This window comes from uncultured Pontibacter sp. (assembly GCF_947492645.1).
Taxonomy (GTDB): Bacteria; Bacteroidota; Bacteroidia; order Cytophagales; family Hymenobacteraceae; genus Pontibacter.
Genome location: NZ_CANLMZ010000005.1, coordinates 167341 through 185486, shown reverse-complemented (window position 1 = coordinate 185486; position 18146 = coordinate 167341). Strand labels below are relative to the sequence as shown.

General features: G+C 43.7%; 20 protein-coding genes. 11 read left to right on the top strand and 9 right to left on the bottom strand.

The window, feature by feature from the left end; translation table 11 throughout:
• Positions 1-660 precede the first annotated feature (660 nt).
• The gene (locus Q1A23_RS06140) at positions 661-858 is read right to left on the bottom strand and encodes a hypothetical protein (RefSeq protein WP_299821012.1); all 198 of its coding nucleotides are present in this window, start codon (positions 856-858) and stop codon (positions 661-663) included.
• Between the two features lie 644 nt (positions 859-1502).
• On the opposite strand from Q1A23_RS06140, the gene Q1A23_RS06135 reads away from it, so the two are divergent.
• A complete protein-coding gene (locus Q1A23_RS06135) occupies positions 1503-1748 on the top strand; it encodes a helix-turn-helix transcriptional regulator (protein ID WP_299821009.1) in 246 nt (81 codons plus the stop codon).
• Positions 1749-1829: 81 nt separating this feature from the next.
• Here the strand turns inward: Q1A23_RS06135 and Q1A23_RS06130 are convergent, their stop codons facing one another.
• The 3 genes from Q1A23_RS06130 to Q1A23_RS06120 form a co-directional block, all read right to left on the bottom strand.
• Positions 1830-2660 carry a mechanosensitive ion channel domain-containing protein gene (locus Q1A23_RS06130; protein ID WP_299821006.1) on the bottom strand — a complete coding sequence of 277 codons (831 nt, stop codon included), beginning with the start codon at positions 2658-2660 and terminating at the stop codon, positions 1830-1832.
• Between the two features lie 97 nt (positions 2661-2757).
• On the bottom strand, positions 2758-3456 hold the full coding sequence (locus tag Q1A23_RS06125) for a peptidoglycan DD-metalloendopeptidase family protein (protein WP_299821003.1): 699 nt from the start codon (positions 3454-3456) through the stop codon (positions 2758-2760).
• Positions 3457-3495: 39 nt separating this feature from the next.
• Positions 3496-4053: an HNH endonuclease gene (locus Q1A23_RS06120; protein WP_299821002.1), complete on the bottom strand. Its 558-nt coding sequence runs from the start codon at positions 4051-4053 to the stop codon at positions 3496-3498.
• A gap of 268 nt (positions 4054-4321) precedes the next feature.
• Here Q1A23_RS06120 and Q1A23_RS06115 point away from each other — a divergent pair, with 268 nt between their 5' ends.
• The 3 genes from Q1A23_RS06115 (at position 4322) to Q1A23_RS06105 (ending at position 8203) form a co-directional block, all read left to right on the top strand.
• The gene (locus Q1A23_RS06115; protein WP_299820999.1) at positions 4322-5407 is read left to right on the top strand and encodes a ferredoxin--NADP reductase; all 1086 of its coding nucleotides are present in this window, start codon (positions 4322-4324) and stop codon (positions 5405-5407) included.
• 116 nt (positions 5408-5523) lie between these two features.
• Complete coding sequence (locus Q1A23_RS06110) at positions 5524-7254, top strand: M3 family oligoendopeptidase (protein ID WP_299820996.1); 1731 nt, start codon at positions 5524-5526, stop codon at positions 7252-7254.
• A gap of 148 nt (positions 7255-7402) precedes the next feature.
• Positions 7403-8203: an META domain-containing protein gene (locus Q1A23_RS06105; protein ID WP_299820993.1), complete on the top strand. Its 801-nt coding sequence runs from the start codon at positions 7403-7405 to the stop codon at positions 8201-8203.
• Between the two features lie 68 nt (positions 8204-8271).
• Here Q1A23_RS06105 and paaD read toward each other — a convergent pair whose 3' ends face one another.
• The 5 genes from paaD to Q1A23_RS06080 all read right to left on the bottom strand — a co-directional run bounded on the left by paaD (position 8272) and on the right by Q1A23_RS06080 (position 12032).
• The gene (gene paaD, locus Q1A23_RS06100) at positions 8272-8754 is read right to left on the bottom strand and encodes a 1,2-phenylacetyl-CoA epoxidase subunit PaaD (protein ID WP_299820990.1); all 483 of its coding nucleotides are present in this window, start codon (positions 8752-8754) and stop codon (positions 8272-8274) included.
• Positions 8755-8858: 104 nt separating this feature from the next.
• On the bottom strand, positions 8859-9614 hold the full coding sequence (gene paaC, locus Q1A23_RS06095; protein WP_299820988.1) for a 1,2-phenylacetyl-CoA epoxidase subunit PaaC: 756 nt from the start codon (positions 9612-9614) through the stop codon (positions 8859-8861).
• Positions 9614-10252, bottom strand: coding sequence for a phenylacetic acid degradation b (locus Q1A23_RS06090; RefSeq protein ID WP_299820986.1), 639 nt, complete (start codon positions 10250-10252; stop codon positions 9614-9616). The genes paaC and Q1A23_RS06090 overlap by 1 nt, the downstream gene beginning before the upstream one ends.
• Before the next feature lie 107 nt (positions 10253-10359).
• A complete protein-coding gene (gene paaA / locus Q1A23_RS06085) occupies positions 10360-11346 on the bottom strand; it encodes a 1,2-phenylacetyl-CoA epoxidase subunit PaaA (protein ID WP_299820983.1) in 987 nt (328 codons plus the stop codon).
• Between the two features lie 62 nt (positions 11347-11408).
• Positions 11409-12032 carry a TetR/AcrR family transcriptional regulator gene (locus tag Q1A23_RS06080; protein ID WP_299820980.1) on the bottom strand — a complete coding sequence of 208 codons (624 nt, stop codon included), beginning with the start codon at positions 12030-12032 and terminating at the stop codon, positions 11409-11411.
• 229 nt (positions 12033-12261) lie between these two features.
• On the opposite strand from Q1A23_RS06080, the gene Q1A23_RS06075 reads away from it, so the two are divergent.
• From Q1A23_RS06075 to Q1A23_RS06045, 7 genes are all read left to right on the top strand, one after another.
• A complete protein-coding gene (locus Q1A23_RS06075) occupies positions 12262-13035 on the top strand; it encodes an enoyl-CoA hydratase-related protein (RefSeq protein ID WP_299821216.1) in 774 nt (257 codons plus the stop codon).
• A gap of 72 nt (positions 13036-13107) precedes the next feature.
• Positions 13108-13578, top strand: coding sequence for a sterol desaturase family protein (locus Q1A23_RS06070; protein ID WP_299820977.1), 471 nt, complete (start codon positions 13108-13110; stop codon positions 13576-13578).
• Entirely contained in the window at positions 13559-14434 is an 876-nt protein-coding gene (locus Q1A23_RS06065; RefSeq protein ID WP_299820974.1) for a MerR family transcriptional regulator, read from the top strand. Before Q1A23_RS06070 ends, Q1A23_RS06065 begins: the two co-directional genes overlap by 20 nt.
• 221 nt (positions 14435-14655) lie before the next feature.
• Positions 14656-15171 (top strand): sigma-70 family RNA polymerase sigma factor, encoded by a 516-nt coding sequence (locus Q1A23_RS06060; RefSeq protein ID WP_299820971.1) that lies wholly within the window; start codon positions 14656-14658, stop codon positions 15169-15171.
• Positions 15172-15195: 24 nt separating this feature from the next.
• Positions 15196-16692, top strand: coding sequence for a phytoene desaturase family protein (crtI, locus tag Q1A23_RS06055; RefSeq protein ID WP_299820968.1), 1497 nt, complete (start codon positions 15196-15198; stop codon positions 16690-16692).
• A 20-nt stretch (positions 16693-16712) separates the two neighbouring features.
• Positions 16713-17546, top strand: a complete 834-nt coding sequence (locus Q1A23_RS06050) for a phytoene/squalene synthase family protein (RefSeq protein ID WP_299820965.1) — start codon at positions 16713-16715, stop codon at positions 17544-17546.
• On the top strand, positions 17546-18082 hold the full coding sequence (locus tag Q1A23_RS06045) for a hypothetical protein (protein ID WP_299820962.1): 537 nt from the start codon (positions 17546-17548) through the stop codon (positions 18080-18082). Before Q1A23_RS06050 ends, Q1A23_RS06045 begins: the two co-directional genes overlap by 1 nt.
• Positions 18083-18146 lie beyond the last annotated feature (64 nt).

Here is an 18146-nt window from a genome sequence, read left to right as displayed (position 1 = left end):
TGAACTAAATAATAATGCTATATATAGGCTTAACGAAGAGCTATGTTAAACATTAGGGGCATCTAGTTCATTATAGTGTATTTTTAGAAGAGTTTATATTGTAAAAGTACTAATAGCGCCAAGTGAAAGTCTAACATAATTCCTTGTTGCACAGATTTATTGAATTTTAAGTAATATATGTCCAAACAAGTCTTTTTTAGGCTGTGGTATACAATGTATGATTAGCTGTAAAGAAGTATGAAACCTGCGTAAAAGTATATTAAACCTGCTCCAGTTTAATGTAAAAGTCATTCAGATAATAATTTTCTCTCTGAATCTACTTGTACTCCCTTCATCATACATTGTATACCACTACCCTTTTTTAATGGAGACGTATTGAGTATTGTGAAAGAAAAAGATTCATCTGCAAGCAGATGAATCTTCTGATTTTACTTAGACTCTTTTAATCTTTTATTCAAGTCCCAAGCATAAAATGACATTCCGAGTGCCAATAATAATTGCGCGATAACTTTAGAATAAAATGAGAAATCAAGTTTAGAATTAGTATAATAAGATCCTAATACTGTAGTAATAAATAAGCCTATACTAATACCGAGTATAATATAAGCTATAGTAAGGGCTCTTCGTAATTTAGTATTATCCTTCATAGCAAAAGGATAGTTACCAAATACAAGATCCGATAGCCATGCCTGTCGATAAACCAGTTAATCCTGCTACAGGTAAAATTGCGAAACCTGATGGTGGGAAGACGATAATTGTGGCAACTGCTCCGGCTGCTAATAACAAGTTGAATGCATCGCTAGCATCACACTCACCTCCATTCAGATTTTCCATCTGATTTAATTGTAAAGTTTTCATATTATATAAGGGTTGTTATTTCTTCCTAAAAGCAGGAATTGATACAAATCTGATAAAGATGACTCTTATAAGCTATATCCTAAAGTTCTAATTTATAGCTCTAGGTTTTAGAATGGTTAGTATAAATTTGTATATATAATAATTATAATATGTTGCTCCTGAAGCATGTTGAGCTTTTTAAAATTTTGGCTTCCGGATTTTTGCTAAAGACATCTTTTTAATAAAGTTTTAGTTAATAGGTTTATACCTTAAGCGGTTAAATAATTATTAATTTAAGCATTTTAATCTATGCAGTAAGAGGACTTTTACCTTTGCGGATTTACTGATATATTATGCTAAGTTATTTATTCATTGTGCTTTAGATGCGTCTGTTGGGCAACCTTAGGCTGAAGACTATTATCTTGCTACCACATTAAAAAGAGCTAGGGATAAATTAATTTGATAACTAATTTACCTGTTCCTAGTTATCTAGAGTTTTGATGGCAAGCACCAATTACTGTCAAAATTCTTTTCAGGAAAATAAGTTGAAATAGGACTTTATTTGATACCATGTTAAAAAAAACTTGTGTATAACATAAAGTATATATATTATTGTTAAAGATGCTTATTAGAAACAAACAAACTTAGTTCAACTTTGGTAGTGTATGGTAATCAAAAAAATCAGAAATATTCGCCAACAGAAAGGCTATAGTCAGGAGTATATGGCTCACAGGTTAAACATCTCACAAAATGCTTATTCGAAGATAGAGAGAGGTTTTACAGATGTTACGGTAAAAAGAATTTATGAAATAGCTGAAATACTAGAAATTTCAGTTTTTGAGTTATTACCTAAAAGCAACTGCACGAATAAGAACCACGCAACAGTTGCTGTAGACATTAGAAGATACTAGTTAAATTAAAGCTACTGCATCCAGTACATGAAGTATAAAAAGCAAAGGCCCGGTAATTACCGGGCCTTTGCTTTTTGGAAGTTACTTTAAGCCAGTACTGGCTTTCTGGTTAAGCATTTCCCTTCTAGGTACCGGAAGCGCAATATTGTTGGCTTCAAATGCAGCCTTTGCTTTCTCAGTCATTTCCCAGAATAATGGCCAGTAGTCTGTGCGGTTACACCAAATACGTGTGCTGATGGTAATGGCGTGCTCAGCAAAATTGGTAACCACTATGGCAGGCTCGGGTTCTGTTAAAATACGGCTGTCTTCGTTAATTAATTGCTGTAAAAGCTGGCGTACTTTTCCGATATCATTGTTCACCGAAATTGTAAACAACAGTTCCACACGGCGAGTGTTCTCTACAGAATAGTTTACTACTACAGAAGATGCCAAAGGGCCATTAGGAAGGTAGATCGTTTTATTATCGCCGGTCTTAAGAACGGTATTAAAAATGTTGATGATGTGTACTGTTCCGCTTTGGCCTTGCGCGTCAATAAAATCGCCAACCCTAAAAGGCTTAATGGTAAGTATAAGCACCCCGCCCGCAAAATTGGCCAGGCTGCCCTGCAGCGCCAAGCCTATAGCTAAACCAGCAGAGCCAAGTATAGCGATAAACGAAGTCATCTCTACACCAATCTGTGAAATGACCACCACAATTAAAGATACCCATAAAACCACGTTGATTATACTTCCCAGGAATGGCCTCAGAGATGGATCCACGTTTCGGCGCACCATCAGGTTCGAGATAAACCTGTTAAGGCTTTTAACCACCCAGGCACCAATGGCAAGTATAAAAATGGCCACAATTAACTTCATGCCATACAGCACCACAAAATCTATTAAAACACTATGGTACTTTCCAATGTCAAACATACTTTTTAACTATAAATTTAAAGTAATACAAAAAGGCGCTGCCTGCTCAGCAGCGCCTTAAATGGCATTTTAACTAAAATTTTGTGGTTTTGCAAAACTATGGCAGATGCCGGCATTGCAGAATCAGGTTGGGGTTGGGGCAAAGCGCCTCATACTTGGCCTTGTCTGCGGTGGTGGCCACACCAGGGTAGTCGCCATACTTATCGTCCATGCTACACATCACTTGGAAGTGCAGGTGCGGCGGCCAGTTGCCATTCTCTGGGTAGGGGCCTACTTCAGCTATTTTTTTACCTTTGGCAAACTGCTTTCCTGGTTCTAAGCCCTCTAGTGAGGCACGGTTCAGATGACCATATAAAGTATAAAATGTAACACCTTCTAATTCGTGCTCCAGTATGATGGTAGGGCCATAGTCGCCGAAGTTGTTGTTGTCCTGGAAACTGTGCACCGTAGCATCTAAGGGTGTAAAAACAGCGGTGCCTGCGTCCAGCCATACATCTACGCCCAGGTGCAGGTTTCGGCTTTCAGCCGCCACATCAAAGTGCCTGCTTCTGCGGTAAATAAACCTGTCCTCCAGGTAACCCCCCACTCCTATACTTGCTTTTTTATCGTGCAGCATCTGCATAACGGCATCGTTAAATGCGTCGGTATCAAGTAAGTCAGTTTGTTGCAGGCGGGTGTTGTCTGCGGTAAAGTCGAGGGTGCAAACTGCATCTGCGTTAAGGTCTGCATCCAACACAGGAGCAAAGGCATGCCTGTGCCTGTTTAGTATAGCACTAAGGCTTTTAGTAGTATCCATATTTATAAAACACGGGGAAACGCAGATGCAGTTTTAATGCTATACCACCTCTGCTTCTACATATTTCGAGAGCGTTTTAAGGCTCTTGGTTTTCCCGAAAAGTTCTTCTGATTTTTTACTGTAAGCCGACGCGGCCTCTTGCAATGTTTCGAAAGTGCCCAGGTTAATGCGTTGCTTGTTGTAATGGATAATGGCCCTGTACTTTTGGGCTTCTTTGTGCACACCACGCACGCCTAACTTGTTCTCTGTTTTAGAAGTGTTTCTTACAATTTTGCAGAGCGGCGCCCATTCCAGGTTTTCGCGACGGCAGTCAAGCTTGTTGCCATTAATAAAATGCACATAAAGCTTTATGTCGCTTTCCGGCTTCTCCAGCAACTGCTCACCTATCATCTTATGCAGGTAAATGGTTTCGTTGCGGTACTTGCCGTCTTTTAAAGGCCAGTTCTTCTGGAAGAAGGCGTAGCCGTTGGAGTGAATGCGCAGGTGCTTCAGAAATTCTATCTGCTGCAGGTACGCATTGTTTTGAATGTACTCGTAGGTGCGGTCATCCACAACTACGGTTTTTTCACAGTTTTTGAGTGTTAGTTTGTAGAGCATTATTGTTTTCAATAGTTTTTTTGCAAAGGGCGGCGGCTTGGCTCTTAAGAAAGCCAGGTCTCGTTTTGGTGCTTAAAAGCACACTACAAAGTTGCGTATTTTTTTTATATCAATTGCAACTAATATTTATTTAATTACATTAAATATTGAAAAAATTTAGTGAACTACCTTTTTTTACCCGACACGTTCTCGGATGACTCTAGATTATCGTAACTTTCAGTTCCAAAACATGTTTAAAAGCAAATTTCCAGAGTTAAAACATAGCAAAATGAGTAGTATATACTTAAATCTGAAGGTGGTGGAAGTCACCCGCGAAACTTCAGATGCAGTTACCATACATTTCGAACATCCTGAGAAGCAAATCATACCTTACAAGCCAGGTCAGTTTCTGACGCTGATCTTGAACATAAACGGAAAAGAAGTACGCCGTTCGTATTCGCTAAGCAGCACGCCGCAAGAGGCTCCAAGATTGGGCGTTACAGTAAAACGTGTTTCTGGTGGCGTTGTATCTAATTATCTGCTTGATCATGTTAAAGTAGGCGAAGAGATAAAGGTGATGCAGCCAATTGGCAATTTTTGCCTCACCTGTGCTCCGGATAACCAGCGCCATGTACTTTTGTTTGGTGCCGGCAGCGGTATCACGCCGCTTATGTCTATTTTAAAGGCGGTGCTGCACGAAGAACCTAAGAGTAACGTAACGTTGCTTTACGGTAACACCGATGAAGATTCTATCATCTTCAAAGACAAGTTAGAGGCTTTACAAAGCCAGTATGCTGACCGTTTTAAGGTAGTATACATCTTTAGCCAGCCAAAGCAGGCCTGCGAAAACCGTGGGCGTATGAACCAGAGCCTGATTATTAAAATTCTGGAGCGCCTGCAACTGGCTAAAGTAGAAAACGCGATGTATTACATGTGTGGGCCTGAGGGTATGATGGACGAGGTGCGTCATGCTTTGGACGTATTGCACGTGCCATCTCAAAATATTTTCAGGGAAAGCTTTGTAAGCAACAAACTAATAGAGCAACAGCAGCAGGCACAGCATGGCGATGTACTGGCATCTGATGACGACGGGGAGATAATTACCCAAACTGTAACTATAATTTATGAGGGTGCAGAGTACCGGGTAGAGGTGCAGCCAGACCAGACAATATTAGAGGCTGCCCTTGACCAGGATGTGGATCTGCCATACTCTTGCCAGGCCGGGCTTTGTACTGCCTGCCGCGGAAAATGCCTGAGCGGCAAAGTGCACCTTGATGAGCGTGAAGGCCTTTCTGATGCGGAACTGGATGAAGGATATGTGCTTAACTGCGTAGGGCATCCGTTAACAAATAACGTAGTAATCGAAATCGGTTAGCAAAAATTAACGTATATACATGCAATAGGGCCACATCTATCAAGTTGTGGCTCTATTCTTTTTTGCACTTTCGTAAGAAGTCGCTATATTACCTTTTTATTATATGTTTTATAACTATGACTGCATCCACCAAAACCTTACACATACCAAAACGAAAACAAAGAGCTTATCTTTCCGAAGATTTTAAAGTTGAAAAGTGGGAGACCATTGAGCCCTATTTTGAAGAGTTAAAATCACGGGAAATCAATAGTGTGGAGGAGCTGGAGAAATGGATGTATGACCGTAGCGAACTGGAGAGTGTGTTATCTGAGGAGATGGGATGGCGTTACATCCGCATGACCTGCGACACGCAAAACGAAGAAACCACAAAAGCATTCCAGTACTTTGTGTCAGAGATTGAGCCTAAAATAGCACCACTAGACCATGAGCTGAATCTGAAGCTGATGCACTCGCCATACGAGCCCGCATTGGAGCGTGAAAAGTATAAAATATACCTGAGAGGGGTAGAGCGTGCGCTTGAGATATTCAGGGAACAGAACATTCCGCTTCAAACTGAGATCAGTACGAAGCAGCAGCAGTTTGCTGCCATATCAGGTGCTATGACGGTTGTGCTGGATGGAGAGGAAATGACACTACAGCGTGCCGCAGACCGCTTGAAAAGAACGGATAGAGCTGTGCGTGAAGAAACATGGCGCACAGTACAGGAAAGACGCTACCAAGATCACGAAAAGCTTGATGAGCTGTTTGATGAGTTACTTAAGCTACGTCACCAGGTAGCTGTAAATGCTGACTTCGATAACTTCCGCGATTACATGTTCGCGGCTATGGGGCGTTTCGATTATACCCCACAGGATTGCTTCGACTTCCATACTTCTATCAAAGAAACCATTGTTCCGCTTCTGACCAGGATTGACGAGGAACGAAAACAGCAATTGGGCCTGAACGAGCTTCGCCCTTGGGATTTAGATGTTGACCCGACAGGCAAGAAACCGCTGGAGCCATTCCAGACCGGCGAAGAGCTCCTGGAGAAAACGGTACAGGTGTTTTACAAATTAGATACTTACCTGGGCGATTGCCTGGCTATCATGCGCGAAATGGGCCACCTGGACCTGGAGTCGAGGAAGGGCAAAGCGCCGGGTGGCTATAATTATCCACTAGATGAGATAGGCGTGCCGTTTATTTTTATGAATGCCACTTCCAGCCTACGCGATGTAATTACAATGCTGCATGAAGGAGGCCACGCGGTACACTCTTTCCTAACCCGTGAGTTGCCGCTTAATGCTGCCAAGCACCCGCCTTCAGAAGTAGCAGAACTTGCCTCTATGTCGATGGAGCTAATCTCAATGGATTACTGGGATACTTTCTTTGAAGACGAGGATGAACTGAAGCGCGCCAAGCGAACGCACTTGGAGAGTGTTCTGGAAACGTTCCCGTGGGTGGCAACAGTAGATAAATTCCAGCATTGGATATACGAGCACCCGAACCAAACTCAGGAAGAACGCCAGCAGGAGTGGGTTAACATTTTTGAAACATTTAACCACCAATTAGTGAGCTGGGATGGCATCGAGAAGTATAAACCGTTTATGTGGCAAAAGCAGCTGCATATTTATGAGGTGCCTTTCTACTACATTGAGTATGCTATGGCCCAGTTAGGCGCAATTGCTGTCTGGAAGAACTATAAAGAAAATCCAGCGGAAGGTCTTGCCGCTTACAAACGTGCCTTAAGCCTGGGGTATACTGTTTCAATCGGAGAGGTATACGAGGCAGCCGGCATCAAATTCGATTTCAGCACAGCCTACATCAAAACGCTGGTTGACTTTGTGAAAGAAGAAATGGCTAAGATCTAAAAACCATAAAGTATATTTTGAGGAGCCCCGTTGCTGCATAATCATGTGCTAACGGGGCTTTTTGCTGTCATGCAATTGTTCTAAAGTGTAATAATAATTTTGGTTTAGCCCATGCTGTCATCAAGTTGTATTTTTAATAAATAGAGCTATGTTTAAGATTAGATTTTTAATTTTCGCCAACTTTCTCATACTTATTTTAATTAGCTCCTGCGCTACAAATAAAGTAGATACAAACGCAGGTAGTACATCCCATAATGATGTCGTTGAACAGGAGCAGGTAGGAAGTAATTTGGAGGATTTACAAGAGAAGTATGAGCAAGGAGTTGATTTTGTGGCTTCAGGAAACGAGCCTTTCTGGACGCTGGAGATACATGGAGATATGTTGATCGACTTTAAAACCACAAGCCCGGAAGATGCCAGTATAAAAGTGCCCATGTCAGTAGTTGTGGAACTTAAAGACGGTGAGAATATATCCTACCAAGCGGAAACTTCTGATGGCGTTTTTACTGTGAAACTGATGCTTGAAGATTGCCAAGAGCCGTTGTCAGGCAAAAAATCACCTTATTCGGTACAGGTAAACTACAAGAATACAGTATACAAGGGCTGTGGAAGTTATCTCATCAACTCCAGGCTAGAAGGCAACTGGATATTGGAGCAGCTAAATGGCAAAGAAGTTACTGCTGAAAAGGGGCCATTTCTTAATCTCTCTTTAAAAGACAATAGAGTGTCAGGGAACGCAGGCTGCAACCGCATCTCGGGTAGCTTAGAGGCGAAGCGCCATACTTTATACGTTGGTGCTATAGCTGCGACACGTATGGCTTGTCCGGATTTAGAGATTGAAAATGAGGTGCTGGAGTTGCTGAACAAGTCAGCGTTTGAGTATAGAATAGTAGACGGCAAACTGCTGCTGTTCCAAGGTGGGAGTGAGGTAATGGTGCTCCGGAGGTAAGTATAATCAGGAGAGATAAAACCAGAAGCGCCAGCTAAGCTATAGCTGGCGCTTCTGATTTTATCTTTTTATAGTGGCTTAAACTGCTCAAACATTTGTTTGCAATTGTTGCAGTAGTGCATCGAACGGCAGAGTGTAGGGCCAAATGGTGTGCGCAGGTCCGTATTTTCGCTGTCGCAGTAGGGACACTTCACATGTTCTAGGATGTCTAAGTCCAGAATCAAATCATACTTTGGCGGCGGGGCCAAACCAAATTCTTTTAGTTGCCTGCGGCCTTTTTCGCTGAGCTTGTTGCTGTCCCAAGGCTTATCAAAAGACATCGTAACTTTGTAGTTGCTGATGCCATGCTTCTCCAGGGTACGTTCTACATCTTTCTTCATGTAGTCCATGGCAGGGCAGCCGGCAAAAGTAGGCGTCATGTTCACGGTTACGTGGTCATCTTCCGTTACCTCCACACCCGTGATCACCCCCAGGTCCACCAGCGACAGAACCGGTATCTCAGGGTCTTTTACCTCCTCCAGCAGGGTTAATATGTTTTCCTTGGTTAGCATTTCTTATCGTATCTCGTAGCACGTATCAAGTATCACGACTGTTATGAGTAAAAGTACACGAACATCGTGCTTCGTGATACGTGTGTCGTGTTACGTTAAAAGAACTACCACTCAGCAGTCGGATCTATTTTAAATACTTCGGCCATTTCGTCGAGCAGCGGTTGCAGGTGCTCGGTGTGCTTGCCGTAACGTCCACCAAATTTAGGTTCTATACTTGCCAGGTCAGGTAATTTCAACTCAGTTTTCTCGATCACAGCTTGGATGCGCTTCAACCATTCAGCTTTCACAGCCTCTTCGCCAGCGTAAATGCCGGCATCAATCAGCTCCTGCTCATAGGTTGATTGCTCGAACATACCCAATGCATAAGGCAGCGCCTCGTTCAACGACGATTGCAAGCGAAGTATAGCTTCTTCTGTAGATGCGCCTAAGTTCTTAATCCAGGTATTGGCGTGCAGCACATGGTACTTCACTTCGCCTTTCAGTTTGATAGCCACCTTTGCAATTGGCTCGTAACTCGACTGTGAAAGCATCTCAAAACGGATGATCTCCGCATTATCGTACAGGAAATGACGGATCAAACTGAAATCGTACTCACCGTTTGGTAACTCAACCAACTGACTGTTGTGGAATTGGTTGGCGTTGCGGGTAAAGGCAACCGTATCCGGCTCAGCTTCGCCTAATTCCTGCAGCAATGTATAAAATGCCAGGCTATGGCCTATCTTATCCTGCGCCATCGACGAGAAAGCAATGTCCTCCTCCAATATCGGGCCGAAGCCGGTCCATTCGGAGTTGCGGTGGCCAAGTATAAGCTGGTCGTCTGCCAGTTTGTATAAAAGGTCTTTTATCGCTAGCTCGTTCATTATTGCGCAGTTGTAGGTTTATTTTCTTCTTTATACTTCGTGATCTTGTCCATTACTTTATAGGCAATAGCTTCGCGGTACTTCTTCTCCGGAATGGTGGTCCACATGTCCTTGTCTTCTTCCGCAGACTGCAGCACATCTTTCGACTTTACTACCCACACATTTACAATTGGTCCTTTGTCGCCAAAAGCTTGTTTTGCTTCTTGCAGGGCTTCTAAGTATGATGTTGCTGCCACGCGACCAGCATGCGTATGCGCCTTACCGCGTTTCTTCAGGTGGAAAATCTCATAAGCCTCCGGCTGTTCGCTCCGCTCTATTGGTTCTTGAAAACGTAGCGCGTCATATACGTTTTCGCCATCATTACCATACACCGTTAGCTGAATATTCTCGGTGCGTGCTATCCAGAGGCCGGTGCAGGCAAAACGGCGGCTATACTGCTCTTTTGCAAACAGAAAAGCCACGTCTTCGTTTGGTGCATGCACAGGGCCAACATAAGTATAAGCAGCTCCTTCTTTCTTTTGATGAAAGGCTTCGTAGGTTTCAAATTGATCCAGTACCGGCTTTGGCTCCATGGCAGGAACTTCACCTTCCGGCAGGTTCAACCTCGTTACTCTTGGGTCTAGAGATGTCAAAGACATAGTTAAAAGTTAAGAGCTTAAAATTAGTTAAGAGTTAACAGTTGAGAGTTAAGAGTTATTGAATGGAGAACCACTTTTAACGCTTAACTCTCAACTGTTAACTGCCGCTAAGCTAGCGGACGAACGTATTTCGCTTTCGGGTTAAGCAGAGCTCTGCGTACCCAGGCACCTCGCTCTTCGGCGGTGCGGCGCACGGCAAGGCGCTCAGCGTTACAAGGGCCATCGCCGTTAATTACGCGCTTAAACTCATCCCAGTCAGGCTCAGTATATTTCCATTGGCCGGTTTCCATGTTTTTCTTTAGTTTAGAATCCGGCACCGTTAAGCCAAGCTCCCATATTTTTGGCACGTACATATCTAGGAACTGCTGACGGCACTCGTCGTTAGAGGCCATCTTTACTTTCCAGCGCATCAGCGTTTCGGTGTGCGTACTCATCTTATCAGAAGGCCCGAAGAAGGTCATGATTGGTGGCCACCAGCGGTTAAGCGCAGCCTGTATCATTTCGCGTTGCTTTGGTGTGCCTGTTGCCATATGTACCACAGCATCGTGGCCATACTTTAAATGGAAAGCCTCTTCAGCGCAAATACGCTCTAAAGCACGCGAATAAGGGCCGTAGCTGCCTTTGGCGTTTGCCATCTGGTTCACAATAGCACCCGCATCTATCAACCACGAAATAATATTGGAGTCTGCCCAGGTAAAGGCTGGGTAGTTGAACACGTTTGAGTATTTGGATTTGCCGTTGATCAAATCAGTCAGCATCTGCTCACGCGACTTGCCAAGTGTTTCGGCGGCAGAGTATAATAACTGTGCGTGGCCTACCTCATCCTGTACTTTAGCCATTTGTGCCATTTTACGACGGAAACCAGGGGCTCGTGTAATCCAGGTTCCTTCCGGCAATGCACCAATAATCTCAGAATGCGCGTGCTGCTCAATCATACGGATAAGCTGCTTGCGGTAAAGTTCCGGCATCCAATCAGTAGGTTCAATTTTTTCGCCGCGGGCAATGCGGGCTTCAAATTCGGCTAATTTTGCAGGATCTTCTGTCTGCAGGTCATCGAATTTTGTCGCTTCAAAAACGTTTCCTCCTCCGTACATAATATTTATAGTTTAAAGGTTCAGTAAAAGGTGCCGGGCTGCGTTACCAGCCCGGCGGTTAGTTAGTTAGGTGTATTAAGGTGAGTAGGGGTAAGTGTAATATCTTTTTGTGTGTTGTTCAGGCCGGTTAAAAGCATTGCCGATAAGTTTTCAGCAATTTGCGCAGGGTTCATCTTACCTTCTGGTTTATACCAGGTATGTATCCAGTTAAGCCCGGAAAACACAGTCAAGGCTGCAAACTTTTCGTCCGGAACAGAGAACTCGCCGCTGTTAATGCCCCTGCGAATAATCTCTCTAAAGCGGCCTTCGTATTTATCGCGCAGCAAAAGGTATTCTGTCAGGTATGGCTCGCTAAGGTGGCGCCACTCGTGCAGAAAAACCGCCGAGGCGGCTGTGTTCTTTGTTAGCACCTGCACATGGGCTGCTATGGCACGCTTCAGTTTTTCAGTTGCCGGGCCATCTATACTTTCAGCGGCATCAAGGGCATCAAAAAACTCCTGCGCCATTCTAAAGCACACCCGCTGCAAAATCTCTTCTTTAGACTTGATGTGCGAATAAATACTTGCAGCCTCAATGCCAAGCGCATTCGCAAGGTCACGCATCGATGTAGCCGAAAAACCTTTCGATTTGAAAAGGGCTGTGGCTGTTTTCTCGATTTGTTCTTTTCTGCTCAATACTGCTTCCATGTATAATTAACAAATATAGGCAACCTAACGTTCGTTAGCAAATATTTTTAATAAATAACGAGTTGCCCTTTTAAAGGTTAGCATTATGTGATTTGGCGTTAAAATACTGATCTGAAGTATAGGCTAAATTAGGTCGGGCAAAAGATTTATACTTCCGTATATTTGATTGAATACTTTTTAATGAAAACATACTATGAGCGAACTCACAGATAATACAATAACGCAGACTATGGAATTTGTACGCTATGAGGTAAAAGAGCGTGTGGGATACATTACCCTGGCCCGCTCCGAAAAGCGTAATGCTTTAAACTATGAAGTAGTAACAGAACTGAAGCGCGCTTTTGCCTTCGCCGAGGAAGACGAGGATTGCAAGGTAATTGTACTCAGAGCGGAGGGAAAGGTGTTCTGCGCTGGAGCCGACCTGGAGTACATCCAGAAGCTGCAGCAAAACGATTATCATGAAAACCTGGCAGACTCTACGCACCTGATGGAGCTCTTTAGGTTAATCTATACCTTAAAAAAAGTTGTGATTGCCCAGATTCATGGGCATGCTATTGCAGGCGGTTGTGGGTTAGCTGCCATCTGCGACTTCGGTTTTACAGTACCCGAGGCAAAATTTGGCTACACCGAAGTAAAGATCGGCTTTATTCCCGCCATTGTTAAAGTGTTTCTTTTGCGCAAAATCGGGGAGTCGCGGGCTAAGCAACTGCTGCTTACCGGCGACTTGATCTCTGCAGCGGAAGCCGAGAAGTATGGCTTGGTAAACTATGTGGTGCCTGCAGAGGAGTTAGATGCAAAGGTTTATACTTTCGCTCAAAGGTTATGTGCCGAAAACTCAAAGCAATCCATGGAGGTAACAAAGGAAATGGTGGCGAGGGTCCAGGAAATGACTTTGGAAGACGGCTTGCAATATGCCGCCGAAATGAATGCCATTGCCCGTGGCAGCGAAGATTGCCAGCGTGGCATTGCCTCTTTCCTGAACAAAGAACCAGTAAAGTGGTAAATATCTGTTTAATATCTTAAAACTAAATGTTAAACTTGTTGTTTGCTTAGTATGATGGCAGGCTTAGGAATAATGTTATTAACCTTTGTGGCTATGGAAGGCGTGGCCTGGCTGATGCATAAATATGTGCTGCATGGTTTTATGTGGTTCCTGCATAGGTCGCACCACACGCATCATAAACACGCCTTTGAGTTAAACGACCTGTTCTTTGCCTACTATGGTTTGCTGGCGATGCTGTTTTTTATTTTCGGGAGCGAGCCAATAGATTACAGGTTTTGGATAGGCGCAGGCATAACGCTGTATGGCGTGGCCTATTTCCTGATACATGATGTGTTTATACACCGGCGCTTAAAGTTGTTTGGCAAAACGTCTAATGTTTACTTAAAAGCTTTAAACGTGGCGCATAAGGTACATCACAGCAAACAAGGGAAGTATGGCTCAGAGTCTTTCGGGATGCTTTGGGTAGCCCCACAATATTTTAAGAAGGCGAAAGAGATTTTAAGAAATCAACAGGAGGATAAACGTGGCCCAATACACCATTAAAGAATTAGAGCACCTATCAGGTATAAAAGCGCATACTATCCGCATCTGGGAGCAGCGCTACAATATACTTTGCCCCAAACGCACAGAAACCAACATCCGGTACTACGACGATGCCGACCTGAAAGCTATCCTTAACATATCGCTCCTGAACGAGCGCGGTTACAAGATATCAAAGATAGCGCAAATGCAGCCGGAGCAGATCATGCAGACGGTGCAGCAGCTTTGCGATGAGTCCTGTCGTGGTTCGCATCACATCAGCACGTTGGTAAAAGCAATGGTTGACATGGATGAAGAGGCTTTTGAGAGAACTTTGTCTACGGCTGCGCTGCAGCTTGGCCTCAAGGAAACCATGAATGAGGTGATAAACCCTTTTCTTACAAAAATCGGCATCTTGTGGCAGACAGGTAACATTACGCCGGCCCACGAGCATTTTGTGAGCAACCTTATCAGGCAAAAGCTTATAGTTGCCATTGATGGGCAGGTGGTCCGGACCCAGGAGGATGCACCCGTGTACATTTTATACTTGCCAGAGGGCGAGCTGCACGAGTTAGCGCTTTTGTACATAAATTACCTGCTGCGATCCAGCAACAAAAAGGTAGTATACTTAGGGCAGAACCTTCCTTTCGAGGACCTGGAGAAGACTTATAAGCAGTTTAAGGCAGACTGCATCTGCACGGTTTTAACCTCTTACCCTGAGCGGGAGCAGGTGCAGGCGTATATCAACCAGCTTTCGGCAACTTTTCCTGAGTGCACCATTTACATGTATGGCCACCTTGTGCAAAACGAGCAACTTACCTTTCCAGATAATGTTAAACGCATTGGCAATTCAAGAGAAATTATAACTGTTTTTGGTTAAAATTAAACATTAATGTATACAATCCCCTGCCGCTAACGTAAGTTAGTAGCAGGGGATTTTTCTTTTTGCTGTTTGCAGTAAAATAATGTACGTACACAGGGTTTAAAGTGTTGTTTGTCTTTTTTGTTTAATACCAGCTTAAATAAAGGTGAACAATTAGTGCTTTTTAATTTACGATGACGTATATTTGTTTATCGTTTTACATATAAATGATAAACAAAATGACTGCTATCGAATTTAATAATCTTATACAGGCTGTTGCTCAATCTCTTAATCCGGCGGCAATGAACTTGACGCGGAACTCAGATGATGCCAAAGACTTGGTACAGGAAACGATGCTGAAAGCTTTAAACAATAAAGACAAATTTAAGGCCGGCACGAACCTAAAGGCGTGGTTATACACGATCATGCGCAATACCTTCATCAACAACTATAATAAAATTACAAAGCGGAGCAGCAACATTGACAGCTCTGATTATTTAAAGTACTTGAATACCGATGAAAATTACGTGACGCAAAACAAAGGCACGGCAACTTTCGTCATGAATGATATTAATAAGGCAATCGAAAACCTGAACGAAGAGCATCGCACTCCTTTTATGATGTATTATGTTGGGTATAAGTACCTGGAGATTGCCGAGAAGCTTAACATACCTATCGGAACAGTAAAAAACAGGATACACATAGCCCGTAAAGAGCTGAAGAGGGTGCTTAATGTATACAATCAGGATGCCTAAAAAATAACCTAATAACCTCCATCTATGCCCTTAAATAAAGTAATAGTCATTGGTTCGGGTTTCTCCGGCCTTTCTGCGGCTACTTGCCTGGCAGATATGGGCTATGAGGTAACAGTACTGGAGAAAAACGAAACACCCGGCGGCCGTGCCAGGAGTTTTGTAGCCGATGGTTTTACGTTTGATATGGGGCCTAGCTGGTACTGGATGCCAGATGTTTTTGAGTCTTACTTCCGGAGGTTTGGCAAAACAGCTTCCGACTATTACGAGCTTAAGCGCCTAGACCCTTCTTATACAGTTGTTTTTGGAGAGGATGATTTTGTAAACATACCGGCAACTATGCCTGCGTTGCATCAGCTTTTCGAAAGTATGGAGAAAGGCAGCGCTGCGCAGTTAGATAAATTTCTGGAACAGGCGGCTTATAAGTATGAGGTAGGTATAAACCAGCTGGTGTACAAGCCCGGGCGTTCCGTTTCGGAATTTATGAGCCCGCGCCTGCTGCTGGATGTGCTCCGGATGGATATTTTCCAGTCGTTTTACAGGCATATAAGGCGTTACTTTAAAAATGATCGCATTCTAAAGCTAATGGAGTTTCCGGTGCTTTTTTTAGGTGCCTTACCACAGAATACGCCAGCCTTGTATAGCCTGATGAACTATGCCGACATTAGCCTGGGTACCTGGTACCCGATGGGTGGCATGTACAAAATAGTAGAGGGTATGGTTAAGCTGGCCAGCGAAAAAGGAGTGCAGTTTGAATTTGGCCGGGATGTGCAGCAGATAGAGGTGGTAGAAGGCAAAGCAACACGTATCATAACAAGTACAGGAAGATTTGATGCTGATATTGTTGTTGCCAGCGCCGATTACCACCATGTAGAGCAACAATTATTACCAAAAGCCTGCCAAAGCTACTCCGAAAGCTACTGGGGCAACCGTGTCATGGCGCCATCATCCTTGATATTTTACCTGGGCGTAAACAAGCCGCTGCAAAACCTGCAGCACCACAACCTTTTCTTTGATGAAGACTTCGGGCCGCATGCCCACGAAATCTATACAGACCCTAAGTGGCCTGAGAAGCCGCTTTTTTATGTATGTGCTCCTTCTGTAACTGATGCAACTGTAGCACCTGCCGGTTGCGAAAACTTGTTTATACTTATACCTGTGGCTCCTGGGCTAGAAGATAGCCCGGAAATGCGCGAAGTGTACTTTGGCAAAGTGATGGACAGGCTGGAGCGACTTACAAAGCAGGAAATACGCCCGTTTGTTACATACAAGCGCAGCTACGCGCACAATGATTTTATAGCTGACTACAATGCCTTTAAAGGCAATGCATACGGTTTGGCAAACACGCTGCTGCAAACCGCTTTACTTAAACCAAGCCTGAAAAGCAGGAAAGTTAAAAACCTGTTTTACACAGGGCAGCTTACAGTTCCTGGGCCAGGTGTGCCACCGTCACTTATTTCGGGGCAAGTGGTAGCCGCTGAGGTAGCAAAAGAGTATGCAGCCCCGGTTGCAGTTAAAGTATAACATCAAACTAACGAGGGTGCATGGAGCTGTTCAAAGATACTTGTTTACAATGCAGTAAGAAAATAACAGAGGCTTACAGTACGTCTTTTACTTTGGGTATCAAAACCCTGGATAAAAAATTTCATCTGCCTATATATGCTATTTATGGGTTTGTGCGCTGTGCCGACGAAATTGTAGACACTTTTCATGAATACGATAAGCGCCAACTGCTGCAGGAGTTTAAAGAGCAGACCTTTAAGGCTATAGATACTGGCATCAGTCTAAACCCCGTACTGCATGCTTTCCAATGTGTGGTGAATGAGTTTAATATAGACAAGGCTTACATAGAGGCGTTCCTGAAAAGCATGGAAATGGACCTGGAAGACCAAGCCTATGACAGGTCTCTGTATGAGGAATACATTTATGGCTCTGCAGAGGTAGTGGGGCTAATGTGCCTCAAGGTTTTTTGCCAGGGAAACAAGGAGCAGTTCGAAAAGTTGCAAAAGCCTGCGCGTAGTCTTGGCGCTGCCTTTCAGAAAGTTAACTTTTTAAGGGACATGCGCAGCGACTACGATGAACGCGGCAGGGTATACTTCCCGAAAGTGGATTACCTGAATTTCAACAATGCCAGCAAAGCAGAGATAGAAGCAGACATCAAAAAAGACTTTGATAATGCTTATGTTGGAATTATGAATTTACCACGATCTGCCAGAATGGGCGTGTACCTGGCGTATGTGTACTACCTCAAGCTTTTCCGGAAGATCCAAAACCTGCCTGCAACCCATATACTTAAAGAACGCGTAAGAGTACCTGATAACACTAAGCTGGCATTGCTGCTCGGCTCATACCTCAAGTACAGACTTAACGCTATTTAATGATTACACTATTTATTTCCTTACTGTTGGGTGTCGTTGTAAACGTTGCTCCGGCAGATCGCTCTAAAACCTATGCTTTGGCAGTACTTCGGCAGGAATACCTGCAGGCCAGCAAAGACGAAGCTGCCGCAAAGCAGTTTCATAAAAAGATGGCAGCTTACACCGAAAAGCACCCCGTCAGGCTAGCATACAAGGGCGGATCAGAGGCTGTTATGGCCAAGTATCATTGGAACCCTTACTCTAAGTTAAAGTATTTAAGAACAGCGGCATCTTATTTTGAAGAAGCCGTCGCGCTTGATAAAACCAATCCGGAAGTCCGGTTTTTAAGATTTACAGTAGAGCATTACATACCCCGGTACCTTAACTTAAGCGGGCACCTGGCAGAGGACAAGAGCATCATTATCGACAACTTGAAAAAGTACCCGAACTCTAGTCTTTCAGCAGAGATGGCCCGGACTATAAAAGATTTTATGCTGACAAAAGACCATTGCACGGAAGCGGAAAAGCAGGAAATCAGAAGTATAAATATTAATTGATACATACGCATGGCAACCGCCGGATTGGCAGTTGATCGTTGGCCTAGTTTAAACCCTGACATTA

What these genes read in the sequence shown, in the direction of transcription:
- Q1A23_RS06090 (WP_299820986.1), bottom strand. Translation starts at nt 10,252, where the DNA reads ATGTCTTTGACATCTCTAGACCCAAGAGTAACGAGGTTGAACCTGCCG.
- Q1A23_RS06075 (WP_299821216.1), top strand. Translation starts at nt 12,262, where the DNA reads ATGGAATTTGTACGCTATGAGGTAAAAGAGCGTGTGGGATACATTACC.
- crtI (WP_299820968.1), top strand. Translation starts at nt 15,196, where the DNA reads ATGCCCTTAAATAAAGTAATAGTCATTGGTTCGGGTTTCTCCGGCCTT.
- paaA (WP_299820983.1), bottom strand. Translation starts at nt 11,346, where the DNA reads ATGTACGGAGGAGGAAACGTTTTTGAAGCGACAAAATTCGATGACCTG.
- Q1A23_RS06140 (WP_299821012.1), bottom strand. Translation starts at nt 858, where the DNA reads ATGAAAACTTTACAATTAAATCAGATGGAAAATCTGAATGGAGGTGAG.
- Q1A23_RS06070 (WP_299820977.1), top strand. Translation starts at nt 13,108, where the DNA reads ATGTTATTAACCTTTGTGGCTATGGAAGGCGTGGCCTGGCTGATGCAT.
- Q1A23_RS06120 (WP_299821002.1), bottom strand. Translation starts at nt 4,053, where the DNA reads ATGCTCTACAAACTAACACTCAAAAACTGTGAAAAAACCGTAGTTGTG.
- paaD (WP_299820990.1), bottom strand. Translation starts at nt 8,754, where the DNA reads ATGCTAACCAAGGAAAACATATTAACCCTGCTGGAGGAGGTAAAAGAC.
- Q1A23_RS06115 (WP_299820999.1), top strand. Translation starts at nt 4,322, where the DNA reads ATGAGTAGTATATACTTAAATCTGAAGGTGGTGGAAGTCACCCGCGAA.
- Q1A23_RS06125 (WP_299821003.1), bottom strand. Translation starts at nt 3,456, where the DNA reads ATGGATACTACTAAAAGCCTTAGTGCTATACTAAACAGGCACAGGCAT.
- paaC (WP_299820988.1), bottom strand. Translation starts at nt 9,614, where the DNA reads ATGAACGAGCTAGCGATAAAAGACCTTTTATACAAACTGGCAGACGAC.
- Q1A23_RS06135 (WP_299821009.1), top strand. Translation starts at nt 1,503, where the DNA reads ATGGTAATCAAAAAAATCAGAAATATTCGCCAACAGAAAGGCTATAGT.
- Q1A23_RS06060 (WP_299820971.1), top strand. Translation starts at nt 14,656, where the DNA reads ATGACTGCTATCGAATTTAATAATCTTATACAGGCTGTTGCTCAATCT.
- Q1A23_RS06050 (WP_299820965.1), top strand. Translation starts at nt 16,713, where the DNA reads ATGGAGCTGTTCAAAGATACTTGTTTACAATGCAGTAAGAAAATAACA.
- Q1A23_RS06130 (WP_299821006.1), bottom strand. Translation starts at nt 2,660, where the DNA reads ATGTTTGACATTGGAAAGTACCATAGTGTTTTAATAGATTTTGTGGTG.
- Q1A23_RS06080 (WP_299820980.1), bottom strand. Translation starts at nt 12,032, where the DNA reads ATGGAAGCAGTATTGAGCAGAAAAGAACAAATCGAGAAAACAGCCACA.
- Q1A23_RS06105 (WP_299820993.1), top strand. Translation starts at nt 7,403, where the DNA reads ATGTTTAAGATTAGATTTTTAATTTTCGCCAACTTTCTCATACTTATT.
- Q1A23_RS06110 (WP_299820996.1), top strand. Translation starts at nt 5,524, where the DNA reads ATGACTGCATCCACCAAAACCTTACACATACCAAAACGAAAACAAAGA.
- Q1A23_RS06045 (WP_299820962.1), top strand. Translation starts at nt 17,546, where the DNA reads ATGATTACACTATTTATTTCCTTACTGTTGGGTGTCGTTGTAAACGTT.